Origin of the sequence: Pseudomonas sp. RL_5y_Pfl2_69, assembly GCF_963970465.1 — a bacterium.
GTDB lineage: Bacteria > Pseudomonadota > Gammaproteobacteria > Pseudomonadales > Pseudomonadaceae > Aquipseudomonas.
Map to the genome: position 1 here is coordinate 16340 of NZ_CAXAOU010000003.1, position 22251 is coordinate 38590.

The window sequence follows — 22251 nt, forward strand, 5'->3', positions numbered from 1 at the left end:
GCGCGATTGGACTCGAACCAACGACCCCCACCATGTCAAGGTTGACCGTTGACCTTTCGTAAGCTATTGAAATATATAGGGTTTGCAGGTGATTTGGATTGCGTGTAACCAAGATAACTACCCTATAAGAATCAATAACTTAGCGCTGTATTTTACTACAGCTAAAGTGCACTCCCTAAGATGGCATGCTGTTGATGTTGCGACGCGTCCTTGTGATGGCACTGTTAGTTTCCGAAGGGGCCTGCAAGGCCTTATATAAATCACCGGCATCGCCTTTCCCCCCAACTATCGCGCCAGGCAGCACCAGAACACAGCACCCAAAGGACGCAGTTAAAAATCAAGCGATCATCTGTTCGTGGGCTCGCGCTACGGCTTGGCTCATAGAAGATATGTGCAGCCTAATCTCAAGCTTCGCCGGGGAATTCATACCGTTTGGATATCCTAGGTTCCTGCCTTTGATGGGCGCGGACTTTACTGAATCTCGGAGCCTGCGGAGTTAAAATTGGCTCCGGCGGATTTCGTACAGAGCCGGACATGATCGATTTCCAGTCTGCTCATTATGTGGTAGAAGGTAGCTAACACAGACAGGAAGGCATAATGATGTCACTCGAAGAACTGAACAAAATAATATGTCTAAAACGATCTCCGTCTGTGGCTCGCCTAAATGAAAACTCAATTGCTCCAGTTATTTTTTTATCTTCATATAGCGGTGAGATTTACACTTATCACATCCCTCTAGATGCAATCAATTAACACAAATACGTACAAGACCAACAATGAATCCTCCAAAAAAAGTTAAGTAGAGATCCATGGCAAAGCATCGAAAATTTAGAACTGGAAAAACTCAAGCAAAGCCAACTGCCTATCAATTGATAGCAAACCGAATGACAGCTAGTATTTTAAGTGACGACCAATTTTCTAGTGCTGTGGCATTTTTCCTAGATGACAATACGCAGGATTCATTTACAGAGAAACTTACGGACCTATATGAGAAGGAACGCGTCCGAAATTTGTTCAACGCATCTAAAACCAAAATAGAAGACTTTTACAAAAATCAATTTTTTTACTTTTCCAACATAGATCGCGCACTCGAAGTTTCCAGTCACGTAATAACGGCTCACGCTAATGAAATCAATCAATTTGTAAAATCTAGAAGACGGTTTGAGTCACTGGTTCTAGAGGGGAAATTAGATGAAGCCCTATCAGTTCTTGAGGATATTACTGAGCGCATTGGCGAATCTCTTTGGTACATTCGCAATAAAATTTTAATATTAAGCCTGAAAGGCAGGCTTCAAGAAATGCAAGACTTTGCGGAGTCATGCAGCAATAGGTGCACAGACGACTTTATATCTTTCCTAATACGATGCTTTTTACTGGTAGCTAGTGATCCACTACTTCATTTAAAAAAACGCGTTTTAAATAGCGTCAAAGAACTAGACAATGCATCTGTCAGTCTATGGGCTGACTTATTAAGATTATTTTTTGTACCGCGACCGATGTTTGATGCTGCCAGCACATTAAAGTGCTTCCCAACCCTGCAGGCATTCAACGCAATTGATCAGTACACTCTACTCGTGAAACTTTCTACTGAAATAATTGCAACTCCAGAAGCAAATGACGAGTATCAAGAAAAATTCCAAAAATTCATCAATACATTAAGCATCGCAATCGAAGACAAAAGCCTCCCAACTCTCTCTCGCCTAGAGCCAAGCAACATAAATACAGATAGCCTTTCATCAAAGCTAACAACCCTTTATGAAACTGAAAAATACGAAGACCTAATACAACTTTTCGTCAACCAATTTCATGAAATTGAAACACCCCTTGCTTTTGTAAACCTTATAGCTAAAGCAGTTGCAATCACAAATCCTCCGCACCTCACATCAATGCCTGGTTTAATATACCAACTAATAGAGAACCTCGCAAATCTCTATAAACTCTCAGCGCCACCAAATCAAATCGAAGATAAAATCTCAGCCATTATAACACTGCTCCACAACTTTACCGGCAGCAATCAACTGCAGCTATGCCTGTATAAAAGCATGCCTCTAAGATACACTAAACCTGATTGGATGTGGCTTTCTAAAACAGCACTTATTACCACCGTAGAATCTACACCTCTGGCCAAACTTTTGGCCACAGAAATGGATCCTCTATCCACTCATAAGTACTTAACTAACAAATCACTTCTTCCTCTCCATAGAACATTAAGATCCGCACTCCAAGAAAGCTCTGACGAAAGCAATGACGAGCTACTACAGCTACAAAAGCACTTCAACATAATCCCTCTACCAAAGGATTTTTTTGAGTCTGTATCAGCTTATTATATAAGAACACAAAAGTTTCTTGAGCTCATGGAGCTATGCGCATGCACTCTTGCAAAAAACCCTAATTCATATATCGCTTTCCCAATGAAAAAAATAATAGACTATATTGAGCAAGAGGCTGAATGCAGTTTGAACTCAGTGATAATTGTCTACTATTATGTGAAAAAAGTTGACTCCACCAAGGACTATCTTCTTAACGAAACATATGAAGAATTTTTTGGTATAAATGGCACAAGTAGGCCTAGTGAACTGCTCGAAGAACTAGACATTCGAGATGATAGGGCCCTGGTCCTTTTCCGCGACATATCCAGTTTTGAAACAATGGATTTTCTAGGATCGTTCAGCGATAGCAATGATCTTCGAGCCGAAAGAGTTAGAATAATCGATTATTTGCGAGACGCTGAAGTTATTGACTCTGAGCAACACAGAGCTGAAGTCGACGACATAGTAGTCCAGGTTGTGATAGATACAGGGGCAACCGAATTTAACGTTGCCAAAATTGATGTCAACGAAAGTGCCTTGAAACGAATCATATCAGAGGACTTATCTTCACTACTCTCGCTATTTAAAACTATGAAGCTTGAAAAAGAGGAAAAGCTTATTCGCTTGGGCGCTGTAACCCCTGATGGCCAAGCAACAAAAGCCGTTGTTGCCGGCGATCGAAATACTACTTTGCTTAAAATGTTACAACTAATTCAAAACGCTTTCCTGTATGACGAAAAACATGGACTGGATAAAAATCTAAGCGCTGAAATTAGACATGGCTTTTTCTCTAATCTTATGCGATCCAAACTCGAGGAGGCAAATCTTCTAACCGAAATTGATGACTCCGGCGAGTACAAGTCCAATGTATACTGGCTAAGCGCGAATTCGTTGGTTGCTCAAGATATACTCGGCAAAATTGATAAGCATCTAGGTTGGTTTTCTGCCAGTTTCAACGAGTTAATAGCTGAGGCTGAAGAATGGATGAATGTATCCTCCACCGACCTGGAAACCAATAGGGTCTTCCATTACAGTACAAATTCTAAAGAGTTTCAAATCTTCCTTACAATCGCAGACGTATCACTGACTAGCGATGAATTCTTTGATTTTTTTATAACCACACTATGGGACAAAACTGAAAACTGCATGCAGGAAATGCGTGAAAGGCTGAATGTCGACTTTACTAACAAGGTGGACCGTCTGTTTGACGAACTTATAAGTCGAATTAACGAGGCTAAGTCTGGCGTTGCGCTAGTTGAGCTAATGACATCGCTCATCCAGACCAAAAGCGACATTCGAGAAGATATAACAACTGTATCCGAATGGTTTAAGCGCAACACTGAATATGCATCAACTGAACGCTCATTCAAAGACTTGATCGATATTTCAATCGAATGCTTTGAAAGAGTTCGCGGTTTTCGTTTACAAATCGAGAAAGACACTTCATGCCTTTCTTCTGTACTACTAGATGGGCCACATGTTAAGGCATTCATCGTTGCACTGGTTAACATTTTGGAGAATGCTTGCCGACATAGCGGTTATGCCCATAGTACCGAAATTAAAGTTAGTGCAGAACGGACTCAAGCCAACTGGCATATCATAATACAGAACGACTTGAGCGAGGCAAAAATTGCCAGCCTAACTTCTGACAGAATATTCCAAATCACCGATAAAATGAAAGGACCACTTTCTCTTCATATGATGCGACTAGAAGGGGGGTCTGGACTGAGTAAGGCCTTCAACCAACTTAGAACAATAAGCAGTAACTTTGACGTCATCATCGATATAGAGAACAAACTATTCAGGACTCAAATTACTTATGCAGAATAACATATTAATAGTTGAGGATAACAACCACAAACGTGGCAAAATTATCACATTCCTGAAAGAGAACTTCCCTAGATGGACAGTCGTTGAGGCGCACTCATTCACTGCTGGTTGCCAGCGGGTGGTTGAGAATGTCTATGATGTTATTTTATTAGATATGAGCTTACCAACATATGACAAAAGTGCCACAGAATCTGGCGGTAGATTTAGAACATTCGGGGGGAGAGAAATTGCAAGGAAAGTAATACGGCGAAAAATAGAATCAAAAATTCTTTTTATCACGCAATTTGAATCTTTTAGTGAACGGGGACACTCTCAAACACTAATAACTATTGATGATGAGCTCCGCATCGAGTGCGGGGAGGCCTATCTAGGGCTCATATACTACGATAGTTCTCAAAGCATATGGAAAGAAAAAATCTCAGCAGCACTAGGATCGCTAGCAAAATGAAAATATTGATAATAGATGACGATGAAAAAAGGATGGAGCGACTCAAATTATATATTAACGCTCAAAAAATCAACGAGATCGAATCTATTACGCTTGCCGAAAACATTGACGACGCCAAAAAGTATTTAAAGAGCGTATATTTCGACATATTAATTCTAGATGTTGTCCTCCCTAAGCGGGCATTTGAAACAGCGTCATCTGATAATGGCCTGATGTTACTAGATCAAATATCTCGCTCTTCTTTCCTAAAAAAGCCGGGGATCGTTATCGGCATCACCGCCCACATTCAAGACATTGGCATATACAAAGACGAGTTTGAAAAAAAATGCTCCGTTGTAATCGAAGCAGCAACCAACCAAGACGCATGGAAGAAAAAAATAACTGACGTCATAAACTACAACTTACTCTCCAGAATCTCAAGAACCGTACAACAGCGCCACACAAGCGTCGTAACAGTTCATGGAATTCAAACTTTTGGCGACTGGCAAACAAGATTAAAGGCTCTTATCTATGGGAAAACCGATGATATCCATTTCAGCAATTACAAATATGGATACTATTCAGCAGCCTCCTTTCTAATTCCTTTTTTAAGAAAGCGCGAAGTCAAAAGATTAGCAAGACACCTAACCGATTTTTTTCAGGAAACCAAATCTAAAAAAGTTGTTATATTCTGCCACAGCTTTGGAACTTACCTCGTTGCCAATGCATTAAAAAACATAATGAATGAAACTCTCAAAGTCGAAAAACTCACCTTAGTTTTAAGTGGCAGTGTACTCCGAGCACGAGACAACCTCGACTTTCTTAAACAACACCCAAACTCCAGCTTGATAAACGAGTGCGGAGACAGAGATCTCCCTGTATGTGGAAGTTGCGCATTTGTGTTAGGCGTAGGAATGGCCGGCCGCATTGGTTTTCACGGAATGAATGATCAGCGCTTAACTAATCGCTTCCACAATGGCGGACACAGCTTATATTTCAAAGGCGAAGATTTTATGTCTGAAAATTGGCTCCCCATAGTATTTAATGAAGACTCAAAAATTAAAGATATTGACCTCAGAAGCCCTTCTTTTATAAATGATGCTATATTTGAGAAGACAATTGAGATCATTGAAAAAATAAAACCACTCTCCTACATCTTGGCAGCTGGACTGCTTTCATACTTGGTACTTAGGTAAATATAACTCCTAGAAAGCTGTTTATTTAACAGCTTTCTTAAACCTCGACCTTTTATATTCTAGGTCCTATACAGAAAGCATTAACACACCATCTTGTAACACCAATTGCGTGTGACTGAGTTTGCAGTTCATATTATTGTGTTCCTGACATTTTTTTAGCATACGCTTGGCACGCCTGCAACGCGATCAGTCCTTGATCGCCGTCGCCGGTGATTCCGATAATTCGCTGAGCATGCGCTGGGTCAAGTTGGGCTCTATGGGCGCCATAAACCACGTCGCCGGTGCGGGTGGTGGCTGGCACTGCGTTACAACCAGTTGCTGCGGCGGCGTCGAGTTGGACTGACAGCCGCAGGTCAGCAGTAGCAAGACGATCACGCAGGCGTGCCTGTTTGGTTTTCTCATCGGTCAGGGCTCGGTAATGGGATTGGTCACTGGCTGCCAGCCATTGCTCCAGGGCGAGGCGCTTGCCCTGCTCTGCCAGAATTTGCGCGGAGTTGGTATTGGCCAGATCGGTGCGTTCAGTTTGGTAGGCGGCTTCCTTAGCGGCCAGTTGCTGGCCGTAGGCGTTGGCCTGCCACTCCCATGCGGCCCACGCGCTACCCGCCATCAGGGCCAAGATGATCAGCAGCGCCCCGCCCCACTTCACCGCATCGATCTTCACGCCAAAACCTTGAGCGCCCGGGCGTACAGTGCCTGCCGATCCGCCGCGCCGTTCTGGCCACCGTTGATGCGCTGGGTGATCTTGTCGAACTGGCCCGCGTCGGCCAGTATGCTCAGGCCCTTGGTCGCCCAGAACCATGCCGCCGACATGCAGGCATGCTGTGGCTTTTCCAGTAGCTCGGGCTGCTTGATCAGGTCAAGGCCCAGCCCTTCGCCGCACGCCATGTAATTAGCCCGGCCGGTGATCTGGATCAGGCCACGTCCTCGGTACTTGGAGCCGTCGCCAGCCACGGTGTTGCCCAGGTCTTTGCGGCCTTCGTATTTGGCTTGGGCAGCCGTTGGGCCCCAGATTTCTTTGACGTATTTGAGCTGGCCGGACTCATGGCCAATCTGAGCGATAAATGCGGCCACGCGCTTGGTGCCAATAATCTGGTACCGGTTCATAGCAGTGTTTAAGACAGGAACAAAAACGCCGGCAAATGGGCCGGCGTTCGGAAGGATCTGCAGCAGTTGCTGCGCAGTGATGGGCATGACTTTCTCCGGGCGAAAAAATACCCGCACTTGGCGGGGTTCGGTGTAGCTGGTCGGATCAGCTTGGCCGTTCTGGCCGTTGGCTTGAATCGGGATAGCCTTCGGCGTCCAGCTTCCAGGCTCGAACCTGGGTTCGATAATCACGCCATTGGCGTTCAGTACCCACACCCTGCTCGCCATCTTCAATGGCTTCAAGTTGCTCAGCTGCGAACTTGCGCTCCTGCTCTGTCCACTGGACCTCCGCCGCGATTAAAGGAGCCAGACGTGCAGCATCAGCCTCAGCTCTGATATCTGCAGCCTTGCGCAGTTTTGACCAGTCAATATTGCTCATCTACTGACTCCTTGGTTGTGTCAGCCAAAGGTTTGGGTAGTTCAACGAGACCATTTTTGGTGACAATGATGGGAGCGGGAAAGGCCTGCAGGGGACTATAGTTCGCAGGGTTTGGCAGGATCAGAGTCAACTCAAGCTTGCCACTCACTCGAGTTACATCCCCGGCGAAAAATTCTGACTGAATGGCATTTCTTGGCAAAATATCGCCTTCCTCAACTAGGGACAAGTCGAAGAGTTCACCATTCACCATCAGTGAATCGTTTGACCTCTCATAAGTGACTAGATCGTCTCTGCGCTGAGGACTTAATGTGATTTTCATTATTTCCACCTTCCCATTGATTGAAAGGAAACCACATAGGACAGAGACGTAATACTTCCGTATACAAAAGACGGATGTGAAGCAGATGGACTGACCCCCATATTCACTCCCGAGTGATACCAGTTCACACCATTATTGTAATGCTGCATAGCACAGTAAAGCAGACCTCCTGCACCATTAATGCCTACATAAAAACCAAATGAGACAGTGGTCTGTACATTGCCAGACCCTTCCAAGAAGGGCGCCGGCTGCTGACTTCCATCATCCCAAGCTGCCGCCTGTCCGGCTAAAGTGGTGACGTTTCTAAGTTGCGCACCCCACGTCAACATCGTCCCATCTGCGAACTTTATAAAGTTGCCATTAGCGTTGGAGCCTTTTTCAATAATGGCACCGCTAGCCATCGTACCCACCAGATTCGCAACAGCTGCTGACCCTAAACCCAGTCCAGAGCGAGCCAGTTCCTGCGTAGTACCGCCTGTACCGCCTTTCTCAATGGGTACTACGTCGTCGGCCGAACCAAGGCTCTCGACCTCCGCATACAGCTCCTTTGTCATCGCATTGATTTTCATGCTGGCAACCCGCGGCGGATCACCTCCGAAGCCAGAGGGGGGCGTGCCCAAAATAATTTCTTGCCAGGCCATGATGTATATCAACCTATGCTGAATGGAAAAGGAAGGCCACTTGTTCGGATAACGAGAGCCGAAGGCCTGATGTCGGGTATATCTCGAAAGAGAGGGCTTTCCGAAGGTATTGAGCTATTGAGTAACTGACCCCATGTGGTTTCAGCGGAGATTATGAATTCAAACTTAATCCCCCCTACTAACCCCGCACAGCCCTCGGTCAAAGCACATTGGTAGGGCATATTTACGATAACGCGGGCCGCGCATGTCACCGCCCGACTCCAAGGAAGGAAAGCCGCAACCTCGGCCTCTCCAGGAATAGGGATAGTTACTGAGCTTTTAATTATATTTCCTTGTACAGAATTGTACCCTCCTGCATAAGCAGTAACTGACCATCCCGGTATATTGCTGTTAGCCCCTCCTCCTTTACCCGGAGGAGATATATTCGCGATAACATTCAATGGCGCCTGCCTGGAGTTAAACGTAAGGGTTCCATCAGCTTTATAAGTTCTAAGCGCGGGACCAGCGCCTCCATCGCGCATAAGATCAAAGCAATAAAACTTACTATCCAATGATGCACCGCCATAGTAGAAGGTCATCGAGTCGCCAACTACCTTTGTGCCTGCCAAAGCCCCTCCACCTGTTATGAACACAATCGGCGATTTGGCGCCTACAACTGTAAACCCATACATAGCATCAGCAGGGCCTGAGGCAGACCAATTCCCACCCCAGCTGGGATCTTTTTTGCAGGCGCTCGAAGTACAGACATATCTGCTCCAGCTTTCTATATAGGATAGATATCCGCTTTTAACCAAACCGTATGCGATTTTATCAGTATCAAATAGCAGGCTTCCGTCTTCTTTTCTCACAATTAAATTAGCCATCAATAATAGCCATAATAAATTGCGCAATTGGCAGAAAAGAATCCCCAACCGTTTCCCGCATAGGAATATTGCCAGCTTAAAGTCGTGCCATTTAGCGTTACTCCAGGACGCTTTCCTTTCGACCTGTTCATGTCCACAAGTGGCGCCACTGAGAAGTAAGCTGTTTTCCCTGCCGGTGGATGCGGAATTTGAATGGTGCCATTGACCCCGTTAGTGATCACGCTGCCTAAGTTCTGGCTGATGTTGCTGGTCATATCAAGGATGACTTGGCCATCCGTATTTTTGATGGTTAATCCTGTCATGTCATAGACTCAGATCGATGGCAGTCACACCATTGGGGTGATACATGCGAATTGAAGTGCTGGTTTGGACCATTCGCCCACCACTGCTGCTTGTGCCGTTATTTTCAAAGGTGCCATCCTTGCCCAAATGCCAGCCTGTCAGACCTGCCACCCATCCTGTTGAGCTGAGGTCGCCCACCTTGGCATTGGTGATCGTGCCGTCCTGAATAAACGCAGAGCCCATGAACACCTGACCGTTTTCAACCACGAATGGTGTAAAAACCTCCCCACCCGCCAGCGCACCCACCACCGCAAAGCGATCCGCACTAACCAAAAACTGGCTCTGCAAAACACCTTCAGCGTTGGTTTCGATGCCCAGCCCAATACCAGCTGTGACCAGTTGCCCGTTGGCATTGACCTGCATTTTGACCGACCACATGGCGCTGGCCTTACCCTCGAACTCAGCCTGGGCCTTGCTCACGATGTCCACTGCAGCGGATGTTTCCCCCACCTCAGCCTGAACCCGGTCGGTACGCACGGCCTGGGCAAAGTCGCGCTCGGCAATCACTGACATCAACGACTCTGCGCCAGCCGATGCACGCTCATCCCCTGCGCTGCCGTTCTCGTCGCCCGCAGAACCGGAGTCGATTAACGCATACACACCATCGACTTTCTCAGCCGTTGCCGTGACTTTGCCGTCAAGTGTTTCTACGGTGCTGGTAAGTGAACTCAAGCCGCTGGCCGTGGCTTCTAACCCTGTTTCAGGGTCAGTGACCTTGGCGTCAATTGCGCTGATCTGCTTGCCTTGAGCTGTGATCTTGCCGTCCTGTTCGATGATGCTTGCCGAGTTCTTCTGTACCTGCAGCACCAAGGCATTGGTGGTTTCGGCCAGGGTGCCCATGTCGAGCCAGTACGTGGCGTCAGGTGGCGGATGGCCGGTGGTGGCTGCGATCGCCTGAAACAGCCGATTGCCCAGCCGTACCACTTCGCCCGAGGCATAGGGTTTGGCGTTGTCGTACTCCAGTGCATCGGTGATTTCGCCGATCAGGCCTTCCAGTTCCTTTTTGGCTTCGATGAGACGCTCATTCACGGAGCCTGAACCATCGCCATCAATCATCTCGATCCGATCCAGCAGTTCCTTGCCCAGCTCGGTTTCGCCAATCTTCCCAGCAATTAAATCCAGCACCGGCCCAGCCTCAGCACTGGCCTGTCCCATCACTCCGTTTATCTCAGGGAAGAACGGCCCGATATTGCCGGTGCGGTCTACCAGACGCGCCCAGAAGAAGAACTGCGCGCCCGCGGCCAAGCTTTGCAGGCGGTGATCATTCTGCGGATAGGCCAGATCCGACAGTTTGGTGGCGTTCTCCAGGCTGTTGGATGGGCTGTACCAGATTTCGGTGCGCTGGGTGTCTTCTGCTCCCGGCGGGAAGCCCCACTTAAGACCGATTTCGAATAATTTGCTGTGGGTGGTTAGGTGAGTCACCGCCGGCGGCAATCCCAACTTGCCGGCCAGCAACACTTCCATGCTGCTGCCCCACACCGAGGCCACGCCCAAGGCGTTTACGGCGCTGACACGGGCAATGTACCGCCCGCTGTAGACGCCTTCGACTTCAGCACCCAACGTGCCGTTTGATGGCAACCTAATCCAGCTTCCGCTGTCCTTGCGCCATTCGACGTTGTAGGAAACCGCTCCCTTCGCAGCATTCCAGCTGATGCGCATGGTGGTAACCGCCAGCCCTTGGGCAATGCTGCTGCGGGCTTCGATCTGGATGTTGTCCGGTGGACTCATCACGCCAGGCGGGATGATGCTGATCGGTTGCGGATCGATGCGGGCGCCATTGTCGATCGCATCGTATTTGCCCGGCTCATGTTGCACGGCCCTGATTTCGAACTGGTGCAGGCCCTGGGGCTCGATGGTTTGCACTCGAAAACGCATTACGGCCAGGTCGGCGCTTTCAACCGACCAGCTGCTTTCGGGCTGCGGCAGCTCAGAATAGTCAGCCAGTAGGGTGACTTCGTGCCCGGCCACTGATTTGACGATACGGCCTTCGGTCTTGCCGCTGGGCAGGTTGAGGATCAGGCGGTCTTCGGGCTGGATCTGCGCGGCAAGGTCGAGGGTAATCACCCGTTTGGTGCCCTCCACACGTCCACCGGCAGTGAAATGGTCCCCCGCGACCGTCGCCCCACAGAACGGCGCTTCGCCGAAATGCGCCTGGTGCGCCGCGCCGAAGTGCCAGAACTGACCGGCTAACTCCCTTTTAGCGCCAGCCCGGCGCACAGGAACAACAAACCAAGGAGCATCATCATGTTGATACTTACCCGACGAGTAGGCGAAACCATCCGCATAAACGACGACATCAGCATTCAGGTGCTGGGCATTTGCGGGCAGCAAGTAAGACTCGGCATCACCGCACCAGCCGATGTGGGGGTTCACCGCGAAGAAGTCTACGAACGAATCCAGGCACAACGCGAGATAGACAGCGCGGCTTAACAAGCAACGAATCAACCAGCGCCACGACAGCCTGTCGCTAACTGCCCGAGCCCCTGGTACTCCCCAGCACCAAGACGCATCGGTCTGATCTTCGGCATATTCCGGCCAGAGTACAGACCGATGCGGACGCCAACCCAGCAGACGCTGGACACCTGCATCACACCCCTACTCCCATGACGAACAAATCGGAGGATTCTGCCATGCATTCATAAACCGTGACGGGCACGCCCGCACAGCCAGGCTCTTACATACGGTGGCGTTTTAAGAGAGCAACACAGCCCGGTTTCGACTGGGCTTTTTCATGCTTGCAGTTATTCGTCAGCCCTCCCTTCTCGCAAGGCCTGAGCGCTGACGAATACCCGCAACCCAAGTCGAGGATCGACCATGCATCCATCAATCGCCCAGTGCATCACCTCTCAAGAAAGGATACTCGCACATACACATCCGGCCACTGACGAGATCCGCAAAAAACAGAACTTGATTCCCTTGCCGTTTGCCCCGCGTTATATCGGCAAGCTAGACGCCAGCAATACCTTTGCTGCGATCGAGGGCACACATCCGACTAGCATAGTCATTACCGCGTAACGAAACTTGTCAGGCTCGAGCACTTGAGTGTCAGAACCGAGCAGTTCGACGTTAAACCATTCGGAAGGCCCCTACAAAACTGGGCACTGGGATTCACCGTGGTACAGGTTCCTTTGGTCGTCCCGTGTAAAGCTCATCCGCACGCAGCTCACTTAACGCTAAAAAGTCCCTAAGAGGGGGGGGGACTTGATTACTTAAGAGCTCTCATTAAAGCACTCGATAACAACACATCCCCCCTCATCAAAAAATCATCGACCCTCTGGCACTTACCCTCAACATAATCATTATAGTTTTCCCCACCAAACTCCCCAACTAAAAAAACATGTTCAAACTCACACTTATATTCAAAAAAGATCCTCTTTAGCAATTTAGGATCATAATCAGTAACAAGCATAGAGTCATCTAGACAGTGCGAGCCGCTAGCCCAAGCCACCGAATAAATTGCCAAATTTTCGATCCACAATAAATAGCTATTTTCATAGCGCTTCTGCTTATCATCCTCTCCCTCCAACAGACAAACTTGCGCAGCATGATAATTCGCATAATCAACCATTAGGCCTCTTATAACCTTCAAGTTTTGGTAGGCAACTTTAATACCCCTAACGCCATCATACTTAGACTGCATTACAAAAGTTTTTTTCCACGCTGTCAATGACGACACAGCTACTGCACAAGCAATAAATGTTGCTATATAACTAGTCGACTCAAGGTAAGTCTTGACCCCCTCAAACATCCCAAATGCAGGCGCCCAAACTACCCCTGCAAAAAAAACCCCTATTAAAATAAACAGCACCAACACCACATCCCAAAAACTCTTCGAACTCACTTTTATTCCCTAAAATAAAAATCCAAATTAAAACTCTAAATCCAAAACACTATTATCGCTACCTAACCAATTTTAGTCATTTTGGCTGAAAATTTCTGGCTCAGCGCACGACAATTTCCGCACTCTACCAACACCAAAAAAACAATTTCTACGCCAATTAGATAGCAAATTTCAACCCACCAACTTAAACATCACCAGAGAACTTATTTTTCATTGAAAATATGAGATCCTCATGAAGTGGCGCCAGACAATCTTCAACTTCTTCTTTCCAAAAACCATACTCTTCCAGCACCAAAAAATGCTTCGTCGAGCCAGACAGCACCACTAGATAAAATAAAATACAGCGCTCTTCAAGAGTTATCTGTGACCTCAATGCGTGAAATGCAAATTTCCTATTATCACCGTCTGCATTTTGATCAACATAATCAATAATCACCGAAACTTGCTCATAATAATTGGCAAAACCTTGCCAGTAATCCTTCTTCCAAGCTACAAATACATTTGTAGCTCGTTGATATATTAGATGCGAAGAGTTATTCATACCCTGGAATTTTTTATTCAAAGCCCACCATGCATAACTTATAGCCGCATGACTTTCAAAAGCTATTCCAGTAGCTGAAATAGGACTTGAGCCATGTATTTTCAAAGAACTAATTGATGAATGCAAAAGCGAGAGCATCTGAAAAACCCGATTATCAAACTCTTGTTTATCATGACGTAACTCCGCCTTTTCCGAGTCAATTCTTTGCACCCTCAAAGTTAAAAGCAGCCCTACAAACGCACAGAATGACAATGTCGGATTTAGCAACCCCCCAACGTAATCACCAAACTGCCCCCAAACTTCTTGTTCTTGCGAAAAACCTAACGGGAACTTAGCTAGATAAACACCGAAAACCACCAACACAATTGAAACTGCAGCAAGTAGCGCACCGATATACGCTAAATCATCTCTCCTAAAACTCACAGAAACTCTCCCTCGAAATATTTACGAATTTAACAAAATCCCATGAAGGTTCCCATGCTTATTTATGGAAGCGTCTGCAGCGGCATCGAAGCCGCAACCCAAGCCTGGCACCCGCTGGGCATGAGGGCGGCTTGGTATTCTGAGATAGAACCGTTCCCATCGGCAGTACTTGCCCACCACTATCCAAACACACCAAATCTTGGCGACATGACCAAACTTAGCGCCCTAGTGCTGTCCGGAAAAATTCTAGCGCCAGACGTGTTAGTCGGCGGCACACCTTGCCAAGCGTTCAGTGTTGCAGGGATGCGCGCAGGCCTAGCAGACCCGCGCGGCGCCCTTACAATTAAATACGTGGAGCTTGCAGATGCAGTTGACTATGTTCGCGCCGGCCAGCGAAAGCCCGCCAGCGTTATTCTCTGGGAGAACGTCCCCGGCGTCCTCAGCGACAAAGGGAACGCCTTCGGATGTTTTCTTGGCGCGCTTGCTGGGGAAGACTGCGAACTGCAGCCTTCAGGGAAAAAGTGGCAGGACGCTGGTTGTGTGTATGGACCCAAAAGAACAATCGCATGGAGGGTCCTGGACGCCCAATATTTCGGTCTGGCCCAACGACGCCGTCGTGTGTTCGTTGTCGCAAGTGCTCGAAACGGGTTTGATCCCCTTGAGGTACTTTTTGAGCGAGAAGGCACTCGCCGGGATAGCCCGCCGCGACGGCCGGAGGAGTTGTCACTTCATCCTACTCTCACGGCTAAAGGGGGAGGCGCTCTCGATGACAGAGAGGCCTATGTATTGGAGCCCGAAGGCGTTCGCCGCACCAGCGTGATTGAGTGGGAACGATGCCAAGGCTTTCCAGACAACTACACGCAGATCTCTTGGCGCGGTAAGCCTGCCAGCAAATGCCCCGACGGTCTCCGCTACAAGGCGATTGGCAACTCTAAAGCCGTCACCGTGGTTCGCTGGGTTGGCCAGCGTTTACTGGCTCAATTGGGAAGCCGATGAAGTTGTATATCCGCAGTCGAAAGGATCGGAACCTCACTACGGTCACGCATGCGATTCAGCACTGCACGTGCTTCCTCGACATCGGGCGCATAGCCACCCGCCATAGCCGCTATCAAGTTCCCACTAATGATGTGCCGGCCGCACTTTGGGCAACCAACGTCCCTACCGCCGTATGCCGTGTCGTGATCGAGTGATTCGGTTCCGCAAATGAAGCAAAGCATATACGCCTCCCCACATTGATCGACCAACTGTAGCCGATATTTACCCACTCCACCTCCCGGGTACGGCCCGGCAAGGACTCCCCATGCCTAAAGAAAGCAAACTCACCTTAAAGCAACAGCGCACCGAGCAGATTAACCAAGTGATTCGAATCATTGGCAGTCACGGCCGGCGTTTCTTTTTAAATCAAGCGGCAAACCGCTACGCCAGTATGGAAGTGGATCAGCGCGGCAAGGTCTGGTTTATCGATGACCACAGCTCCCAGCGGATCTTCACTCACAAAACAAACTGGGGTGGACGGTGGCGTGGCTTCAGCCATGGCGGCACGCTTCGGTCACTCGTTGAAGGGTTCAGAGATTACATCCGCACCGGCGAACCAATGCACCCTGGCTATCTCGGGCCTGAGCGGTTTGATGACAGCAACATCTGGGGATACGACATTGAGGGAATGCACGCTGTACGCGAGCAAGCCGGAGCCCTACCCGTCTTCCGACAGGCCATAACGGAGGCAACATGAAAGCCCTCCGACGAACAGTAAAGATTCGTGGCGCCCTCATGCGGCCGCTGGACCTGCAAACCATCTGCGATAAATGCGACAGATCACGCGCACACGGCAACCACACCAACTGCAGCAAGTTACGCCAAGCCGAAGCGTTAGCGCGGCGCGCAAGGAAGAAGGGATGACTGTTAAAAAAATCGGCGAGTACATCGATGCCCGATGCACCCGTTGCGGCGGCCGCAACATGCAAATCAAAGAAGAATTTGTTGGCACTGAACATTATGAAGTGCAAGCCGGAAAGATCAGCGCCGTAACACCAGCTGACACCCTAAAAGCAACGGGCCGCCTCTGTGGCCGCTGCCGCCAATGCGGGCACGACTGGGTGTTCCGCAAGAACCCACTCGCTTCCTAGCCCACCATCACCCCGCCCGGGGAAAGGAATCAGACATGGCAAAAGTCATTGCTCAGATCACTGCCCGCCTCCCTCGATTGATGGAGGCCAGTGAATACAGAAAACTGCGCTACGCAGGCGGTAAGCCCAGCCTGCAACAACTCAAAAAATGGATAGAGGAAGGCGAAGTGTTGGGAGAGGTAAAAGGCGGGATGTATTTCGTAGACCTGCAGGCCGCAATTATGGGCTCGAACGATCCACTGCTGGCTCAGATGCTGGAGCTTGGGTAATGGCTTCTCGGCCTCGCACTATCAAGAACCGCAAGCTCCCCCCCAACCTCTACCCCAACGGCAAGTACTGGCGGTACCGCAATCCCATCACCGGCCTGATGACCAGCATTAACCGCCCACTGGAGGACGCCATCAAGCTGGCCAGGGCCGCCAATGCAAAGCTGGCCCCTGTGATGGCCGGTGACGGGGAGCTGCTTATGATTCTGACAGGCGATCGCCTGCCCACAATGCGCAACCTGATAGAACGCTTTGAGGCCGAATGGCTGAAAGATCGCGGGTATGCCGCTCGCACCTTGGTAGAGATCAAGTTCAAGCTCGAGCGCTACCGGCAGGACTTGGGGGATCAGTTAGTCGGCCAACTCGATGTGCTTGCTATAGCGGAGTACCTGGACGGCTTCAGCAACAACGCGTACACCAAGCACCGCGGTTTGCTGATCCAGATTTTTGCCTTCGCAGTAGCTAAGGGCTTGGCTGAGCGCAACGTGGCCGAGCTGACGCTGATCAAAAAGGAAGCTGAGAAGAAGCGTCAGCGACACACGCTGGCGAGCCTGATGACTATTGTGGACGCGGACACCACACCACTCTGGTTGAAACGCGCCATCCGCTTGGCGCTGGCCAGCCTGCAGCGGCGTGACGATATCGTTTCGTGGCTCAAGTCTTCGGTCGACCTTGAGAACAACACGATCAAGGTTTCACCCGGCAAGACCCAGGGTTATGACAAACCGGTCCACCTACAGATCAAGATGGGCAAAGCCCTGCGAGAGGTTGTGAGCGAATGTCTGCGCTCCCCTGTGGCTTCGCCCTACCTGATTCATTACAGGCCCAAGGCGAGAAGGCGCGAGCAGATAGCCGCCAAGGATCACTGGACCTCAGTTACCCCGAACTATTTGAGCAACGAGTTCAGCAAAGCCCGGGATGCTGCCCATGCGTATGACCATATCCCAGCAACCGAGCGGCCCACCTTTCACGAGATTCGCGCATTAGGGGCTTGGCTATACGAGCAGCAGAATTTCCCGCAGGATTACATCCAAGGGCTGATGGGCCACGCGGACGCGAAGATGACGAAACATTATCAGGAGGGGCATGGCGACAAAACGATCGAGTACGCTGAAGTAAGCGCTGAGTTGAGACTGTGATTAGATACCCCCGTTACTTGGGGAGGATTCCATTACGGTCTTCTTCCATTGTCTTCAAACTTTTCTCGTCGAGGTGATCGAACATGGTAGTAAGATTTTTCTTGATCAAAAACAATGACAGCATCAGGAAACATATTGCCACAACCACTAGAAAAAAACAGATCAAGATGGCAGGAATAGCTTTAAATAGCCCAACGGTAAGTTGAGCTATGGAAGCAATGAAGCAAAATGCGATTGTATAAAAAATAATATTACTTAGCCGACGAAGCGGATAAAACAAAGTCCAATACTTACTTGCACCATTCAATTTAAGCCCACTAAGCCATGTCTCTTCATACTTTTTTGAGTCGTACACCTCTTTTTTCATATTAACAATTATGAAGGTCTTAGCTGACATCAAAAAACCGCCAAGAGCTAAAAAGCCTGTAAAAAAACTCCCACGCAAGTTACTAGCATAAAAATTATAAACCTTTTGAGTCGTACCTGGGGGAAGCCATATAAAATCCGACACACTAGTGGGTTTAGTGGCAATCAGCACAAAAGCAACATACAAGGCTACTGTTATGACACCAGCAGTAGGTATAACCCACCGCTCCTTGTGTCTAATACGCAACTTTTTTAGAGAAAACATGAGCGTACTCCGTTTCGCATTTATCAACTAGCGCCTTAATAAGACCACATCCCTTAATATCTGCAGAGTCAAGGGTGGCGAGCCCTTTCATGAAGCTGTCGTATTGGGTCTCGCCAAAGTTTATGGGAACGTCCATGAGCCTAACAGAAAACGGCTCGTCCTCATCATCAAGAACTTCGACACGTGCGCTCCTATCCTTGACTGTGGACATCATGCCCTGAATCCCTTTGATGATCAGATTCGAGTCAACGGTGCTATCAAAACTTACGTGATGACGAGCTTTTGATACCATTCCATAAAATGGAGAATCGTCGCTTAGGTGCGCCTCTACCGAAGCAACTTCATATTTGAAGGAGCGAATTTCTTTATATTTTTCTAGAACCTTTTCAATATCTCTGGCCTGTACTAACACATCAAAAGCTAAGCCGCGGAAGAATCGGCTATTAATTGCTTTTTTTTGTTTTTCAGGAGCATCCCCAGGCAATGAATCCAACTCAGCTTTTCTCTTAACCTCAAGATCTCGCCGATAAAGAGAAGTAATCATTGACGCAAAGTTAGAAAGAGTACAAGCCCCGTGATGGTATTGATACAAGCCAAAACCATTAAGTTTATTTATGACTAGAAAATTGAATTCGGCAATTTTTTCAAGATCAGCCAAATCAGAAATCTTAACTTTAACCTGACCTTTATCGTTTATCAGAGAAGCATAACTTTTCTGATTCTTTATCGTAATAACGACACCATAAAAGAACTTATCATCGCTGTCTATTATAATGCGACGAGAATTCCCTGTTTTAAGAGAAAAATTTATATCTTTTGTAATTAAAGAATCAAAGAAATCTGAAAGCGGAATATCACTCTTATCGGTAGAGAATGAGAAGCCAAAATTTTTCGATACATGCATCCCAATTCACTTCCTTATGACACTGATATGGCTGGCAATTATTTAATTTTTATGCAGCATTGACAAACGTAATTTAGCACCTAATGAGACGAGATACCAAAGTGACATTATAGACAGATCGAGGCAGAAGACTGAACTGGATGTCCACACAGGAGAGCGACTAGGTTGTGGCTTTTGGTTGAGGGTTTTGCAAAAGTTTTGCAAAAGTTTTGCAAATCGCAGACAACAAAAAAGGGCCCACCTTTCGGTGAGCCCTTCTAGACCGCCCAGCAGAGCGGATTTTGTTTGGTAGGCGCGATTGGACTCGAACCAACGACCCCCACCATGTCAAGGTGGTGCTCTAACCAACTGAGCTACGTGCCTGCTGTGGGGTCGCATTCTATAGATTTGCGGAGGGGTGTCAACACCTTTTTTGCAGCTAACCCTATGAATAGTCGAATTTTTTATTTTTCCCGCAAAAAAGCTCATTCGCCAGTGGCTGGCGGGGGGATTTCAACTCAGGTAGCATCGGTTTCACTCGTAAAAAATATAAAACAGAGGCTGCAGAATGTCGAACACTCACTATCCCCAGTCCTACTATGCGGCTTCAGCTAATCCGACTCCTGAGCGCCCTGCCCTGCAGGGCGAGGTTGAGGTGGACGTCTGTGTAATCGGCGCCGGCTACACCGGGCTGTCGAGTGCGCTGTTTTTGCTGGAGGCCGGTTTCTCGGTCGCCGTGCTGGAGGCCGCGAAGGTGGGGTTCGGTGCCTCGGGGCGCAATGGCGGCCAGATCGTTAACAGCTACAGCCGCGATATCGATGTGATCGAGCGCACGGTGGGAGCCAAGCAGGCACAACTGCTGGGGAATATGGCCTTCGAAGGCGGCAAGATTATTCGTGAACGCGTGGCCAAGTATCAGATCCAGTGCGATTTGAAAGACGGCGGTGTGTTTGCTGCGATTACTGGCAAGCAGATGGGTCATCTGGAAGCTCAAAAGAAGCTCTGGGAACGCTATGGCAATACGTCCCTGGAACTGCTGGATCAGCGCCGGATTCGTGAAGTGGTTGCCTGCGACCAGTATCAGGGCGGGCTGCTGGACATGAGCGGCGGGCATATCCACCCGCTCAACCTGGCGCTGGGTGAAGCGGCCGCGGTCGAGTCGCTGGGCGGCAAGATTTATGAGCAGTCACCAGCGATTCGCATAGAGCGCGGCGCCAATCCTGTGGTGCATACGCCCCAGGGCAAGGTACGGGCCAAGTTCATCATCGTTGCGGGCAATGCCTACCTGGGCAATCTGGTGCCTGAACTGGCGTCCAAATCCATGCCCTGCGGTACGCAGGTGATCACGACCGAGCCGCTGAGCGAAGAGCTGGCAAAAACGCTGCTGCCCCAGGACTACTGCGTCGAAGACTGCAATTACCTGCTCGACTACTATCGCCTGTCCGGTGACAAGCGCCTGATCTTTGGTGGTGGCGTGGTGTATGGCGCGCGGGACCCCGCCAATATCGAGGCGATTATCCGGCCAAAAATGCTCAAGGCCTTCCCGCAACTCAAGGACGTGAAGATTGATTACGCCTGGACGGGTAACTTCCTGCTGACGCTGTCGCGCCTGCCTCAGGTCGGCCGCATCGGTGACAACATTTATTACTCGCAAGGTTGCAGTGGCCACGGAGTGACGTATACCCACCTGGCCGGCAAGGTACTGGCCGAAGCCCTGCGCGGCCAGGCCGAGCGCTTTGACGCCTTTGCCGACTTGCCTCACTACCCGTTCCCTGGCGGGCAACTGCTGCGTACGCCGCTGACCGCCTTGGGTGCGTGGTACTACAGCCTGCGGGACAAGTTCGGCTTCTAACTAGTTGTGCGACCCCAGAGTCTTGATGGCCGTGACCCCTGCCTGCTCCTGACCGGAGCGGGACAGGTCATTGGCCACTTTCAACCAGCGCGCCTTGTCTACATTGGCTGGCAATTGTGTCGGCGACAGGATCAACACTGCCCAGCCCCCGGCATCCTTCCAGGCTGACTCGAATGCCTTGAAGTCCATCACGCGTCGACGCTCCATGCCTGCCCGCAACAACACCGTACCCTTGGCGCGGTTGTAACCCACCAGCATTGCATAGCGCGGCTCTGACCAGAGCATTCCGTCGCTGAAGCGCACCATGACCGGATAACCGGCCGCTACTTGGTCCAATAACGCCGACAGGGATGTATCCAGCGGGTACACCATCAACCCGTAGCCAGCGGCCAGTTGTTCTATGTTGCCTTGCAACGACGCCTCGCCGCCCGGCAGTTTCAGCGGCTTGACCAAAAGGCCCGGGGTGATTCTGATTCGTTGCTCACCGAGCATCCCGGCCAGTGTCTGCGGAGCGCCTTGATTGGCGTTACCGCGAAAAAAGGGAACGCCATTGAGCTCGACGCGTTCCGGCAAACGCCGAAACTCGGGCGACTCGACACTGGCACACCCCGCCATCGCCAACACAAACAACGCTGCCAGCCACATTCGTGCTGATCTCAATCCAGTCACAGCCTGCATATTCCCTCGCCTTGAATGAACGCCAGACCGCAAGGCCTGCCATGGCCGTCGATCATAGGGCGCCAATTAGGCAAGGTATAGCCTTAAGCCACAGCCCAATCGACGTGATAGAGCAAATCGGTTAGTCCAGCACGACCTTCGGTCAATAGACTGCAACACTGCACAGACTAGACTGTCCTTTGCTTAGTGTGTGTTTGAGCCCGTAGGGGACAAAGGAGGCACTGATGAGCCCGATAATCACTATTTTCCTGCTGATCACAGGCTGGCTGGCCGTTGCTGGCGCCATGCTATGGGGCCTGATGCGCATCAGCCGCCATCACCATCCGCAGGTGCAGGCCAAACCGCAAGACACCCCTGAAAAACCGGTAACTGGCGCAGCAAGCGCACATTGACTCCACAAAAAAGCCGTCCACCCCATACAG

General features: G+C 49.4%; 25 protein-coding genes and 1 tRNA gene. 12 read left to right on the top strand and 14 right to left on the bottom strand.

Annotated features, from left to right (window positions below):
- The first annotated feature begins 809 nt into the window (after positions 1–809).
- From AACY07_RS06200 to AACY07_RS06210, 3 genes are read left to right on the top strand one after another with little or no spacing between them, the layout of a single operon-like run.
- Complete coding sequence (locus tag AACY07_RS06200; RefSeq protein WP_339473960.1) at positions 810–4139, top strand: hypothetical protein; 3330 nt, start codon at positions 810–812, stop codon at positions 4137–4139.
- The gene (locus tag AACY07_RS06205) at positions 4129–4587 is read left to right on the top strand and encodes a response regulator (RefSeq protein ID WP_339473961.1); all 459 of its coding nucleotides are present in this window, start codon (positions 4129–4131) and stop codon (positions 4585–4587) included. Before AACY07_RS06200 ends, AACY07_RS06205 begins: the two co-directional genes overlap by 11 nt.
- Positions 4584–5762, top strand: coding sequence for a response regulator (locus AACY07_RS06210; protein WP_339473962.1), 1179 nt, complete (start codon positions 4584–4586; stop codon positions 5760–5762). Before AACY07_RS06205 ends, AACY07_RS06210 begins: the two co-directional genes overlap by 4 nt.
- Positions 5763–5895: 133 nt before the next feature.
- Here the strand turns inward: AACY07_RS06210 and AACY07_RS06215 are convergent, their stop codons facing one another.
- From AACY07_RS06215 to AACY07_RS06250, 8 genes are read right to left on the bottom strand one after another with little or no spacing between them, the layout of a single operon-like run.
- A complete protein-coding gene (locus AACY07_RS06215) occupies positions 5896–6423 on the bottom strand; it encodes a lysis system i-spanin subunit Rz (RefSeq protein ID WP_339473964.1) in 528 nt (175 codons plus the stop codon).
- The gene (locus AACY07_RS06220; protein ID WP_339473965.1) at positions 6420–6953 is read right to left on the bottom strand and encodes a glycoside hydrolase family 19 protein; all 534 of its coding nucleotides are present in this window, start codon (positions 6951–6953) and stop codon (positions 6420–6422) included. The genes AACY07_RS06215 and AACY07_RS06220 overlap by 4 nt, the downstream gene beginning before the upstream one ends.
- A 58-nt stretch (positions 6954–7011) precedes the next feature.
- On the bottom strand, positions 7012–7284 hold the full coding sequence (locus AACY07_RS06225; RefSeq protein WP_339473966.1) for a hypothetical protein: 273 nt from the start codon (positions 7282–7284) through the stop codon (positions 7012–7014).
- A complete protein-coding gene (locus tag AACY07_RS06230; protein WP_339473968.1) occupies positions 7271–7603 on the bottom strand; it encodes a hypothetical protein in 333 nt (110 codons plus the stop codon). Before AACY07_RS06230 ends, AACY07_RS06225 begins: the two co-directional genes overlap by 14 nt.
- Positions 7603–8244: a hypothetical protein gene (locus AACY07_RS06235; protein WP_339473969.1), complete on the bottom strand. Its 642-nt coding sequence runs from the start codon at positions 8242–8244 to the stop codon at positions 7603–7605. The genes AACY07_RS06230 and AACY07_RS06235 overlap by 1 nt, the downstream gene beginning before the upstream one ends.
- 8 nt (positions 8245–8252) lie before the next feature.
- Positions 8253–9107: a hypothetical protein gene (locus AACY07_RS06240; RefSeq protein ID WP_339473970.1), complete on the bottom strand. Its 855-nt coding sequence runs from the start codon at positions 9105–9107 to the stop codon at positions 8253–8255.
- The gene (locus tag AACY07_RS06245) at positions 9107–9409 is read right to left on the bottom strand and encodes a hypothetical protein (RefSeq protein ID WP_322151602.1); all 303 of its coding nucleotides are present in this window, start codon (positions 9407–9409) and stop codon (positions 9107–9109) included. Before AACY07_RS06245 ends, AACY07_RS06240 begins: the two co-directional genes overlap by 1 nt.
- Position 9410: 1 nt before the next feature.
- Positions 9411–11531 (bottom strand): phage tail protein, encoded by a 2121-nt coding sequence (locus tag AACY07_RS06250; protein ID WP_339473971.1) that lies wholly within the window; start codon positions 11529–11531, stop codon positions 9411–9413.
- A gap of 162 nt (positions 11532–11693) precedes the next feature.
- On the opposite strand from AACY07_RS06250, the gene csrA reads away from it, so the two are divergent.
- Both csrA and AACY07_RS06260 read left to right on the top strand, forming a co-directional pair.
- Positions 11694–11879, top strand: coding sequence for a carbon storage regulator CsrA (gene csrA / locus AACY07_RS06255; RefSeq protein ID WP_339473972.1), 186 nt, complete (start codon positions 11694–11696; stop codon positions 11877–11879).
- Positions 11880–12263: 384 nt separating this feature from the next.
- Positions 12264–12464 (top strand): hypothetical protein, encoded by a 201-nt coding sequence (locus tag AACY07_RS06260; protein WP_339473974.1) that lies wholly within the window; start codon positions 12264–12266, stop codon positions 12462–12464.
- Between the two features lie 190 nt (positions 12465–12654).
- On the opposite strand, the gene AACY07_RS06265 is transcribed toward AACY07_RS06260, so the two are convergent.
- Together AACY07_RS06265 and AACY07_RS06270 are read right to left on the bottom strand one after the other, a co-directional pair.
- Entirely contained in the window at positions 12655–13290 is a 636-nt protein-coding gene (locus tag AACY07_RS06265; RefSeq protein ID WP_339473976.1) for a hypothetical protein, read from the bottom strand.
- A gap of 184 nt (positions 13291–13474) precedes the next feature.
- Positions 13475–14254 carry a hypothetical protein gene (locus tag AACY07_RS06270; protein ID WP_339473977.1) on the bottom strand — a complete coding sequence of 260 codons (780 nt, stop codon included), beginning with the start codon at positions 14252–14254 and terminating at the stop codon, positions 13475–13477.
- 42 nt (positions 14255–14296) lie between these two features.
- On the opposite strand from AACY07_RS06270, the gene AACY07_RS06275 reads away from it, so the two are divergent.
- From AACY07_RS06275 to AACY07_RS06295, 5 genes are all read left to right on the top strand, one after another.
- Complete coding sequence (locus AACY07_RS06275; RefSeq protein WP_445261356.1) at positions 14297–15250, top strand: DNA cytosine methyltransferase; 954 nt, start codon at positions 14297–14299, stop codon at positions 15248–15250.
- A 304-nt stretch (positions 15251–15554) separates the two neighbouring features.
- The gene (locus AACY07_RS06280; RefSeq protein WP_339473979.1) at positions 15555–15986 is read left to right on the top strand and encodes a hypothetical protein; all 432 of its coding nucleotides are present in this window, start codon (positions 15555–15557) and stop codon (positions 15984–15986) included.
- Positions 15987–16149: 163 nt separating this feature from the next.
- A complete protein-coding gene (locus tag AACY07_RS06285) occupies positions 16150–16380 on the top strand; it encodes a hypothetical protein (RefSeq protein WP_339473980.1) in 231 nt (76 codons plus the stop codon).
- Between the two features lie 35 nt (positions 16381–16415).
- Positions 16416–16649, top strand: coding sequence for a hypothetical protein (locus AACY07_RS06290; RefSeq protein WP_339473982.1), 234 nt, complete (start codon positions 16416–16418; stop codon positions 16647–16649).
- Positions 16649–17785 carry a tyrosine-type recombinase/integrase gene (locus AACY07_RS06295; RefSeq protein WP_339473984.1) on the top strand — a complete coding sequence of 379 codons (1137 nt, stop codon included), beginning with the start codon at positions 16649–16651 and terminating at the stop codon, positions 17783–17785. The genes AACY07_RS06290 and AACY07_RS06295 overlap by 1 nt, the downstream gene beginning before the upstream one ends.
- Positions 17786–17798: 13 nt before the next feature.
- Here the strand turns inward: AACY07_RS06295 and AACY07_RS06300 are convergent, their stop codons facing one another.
- The 3 genes from AACY07_RS06300 to AACY07_RS06310 all read right to left on the bottom strand — a co-directional run bounded on the left by AACY07_RS06300 (position 17799) and on the right by AACY07_RS06310 (position 19683).
- Entirely contained in the window at positions 17799–18416 is a 618-nt protein-coding gene (locus AACY07_RS06300) for a hypothetical protein (RefSeq protein ID WP_339473985.1), read from the bottom strand.
- Entirely contained in the window at positions 18388–19320 is a 933-nt protein-coding gene (locus AACY07_RS06305) for a hypothetical protein (protein WP_339473986.1), read from the bottom strand. Before AACY07_RS06305 ends, AACY07_RS06300 begins: the two co-directional genes overlap by 29 nt.
- Before the next feature lie 286 nt (positions 19321–19606).
- Positions 19607–19683: transfer RNA gene (locus AACY07_RS06310), tRNA-Val, on the bottom strand.
- Positions 19684–19867: 184 nt separating this feature from the next.
- On the opposite strand from AACY07_RS06310, the gene AACY07_RS06315 reads away from it, so the two are divergent.
- Positions 19868–21151 (top strand): NAD(P)/FAD-dependent oxidoreductase, encoded by a 1284-nt coding sequence (locus AACY07_RS06315; protein WP_339473988.1) that lies wholly within the window; start codon positions 19868–19870, stop codon positions 21149–21151.
- Here the strand turns inward: AACY07_RS06315 and AACY07_RS06320 are convergent, their stop codons facing one another.
- Entirely contained in the window at positions 21152–21829 is a 678-nt protein-coding gene (locus AACY07_RS06320) for a peptidase C39 family protein (protein ID WP_445261357.1), read from the bottom strand. It abuts the gene before it with no gap.
- Positions 21830–22053: 224 nt separating this feature from the next.
- On the opposite strand from AACY07_RS06320, the gene AACY07_RS06325 reads away from it, so the two are divergent.
- On the top strand, positions 22054–22221 hold the full coding sequence (locus AACY07_RS06325) for a hypothetical protein (RefSeq protein ID WP_219261487.1): 168 nt from the start codon (positions 22054–22056) through the stop codon (positions 22219–22221).
- Positions 22222–22251 lie beyond the last annotated feature (30 nt).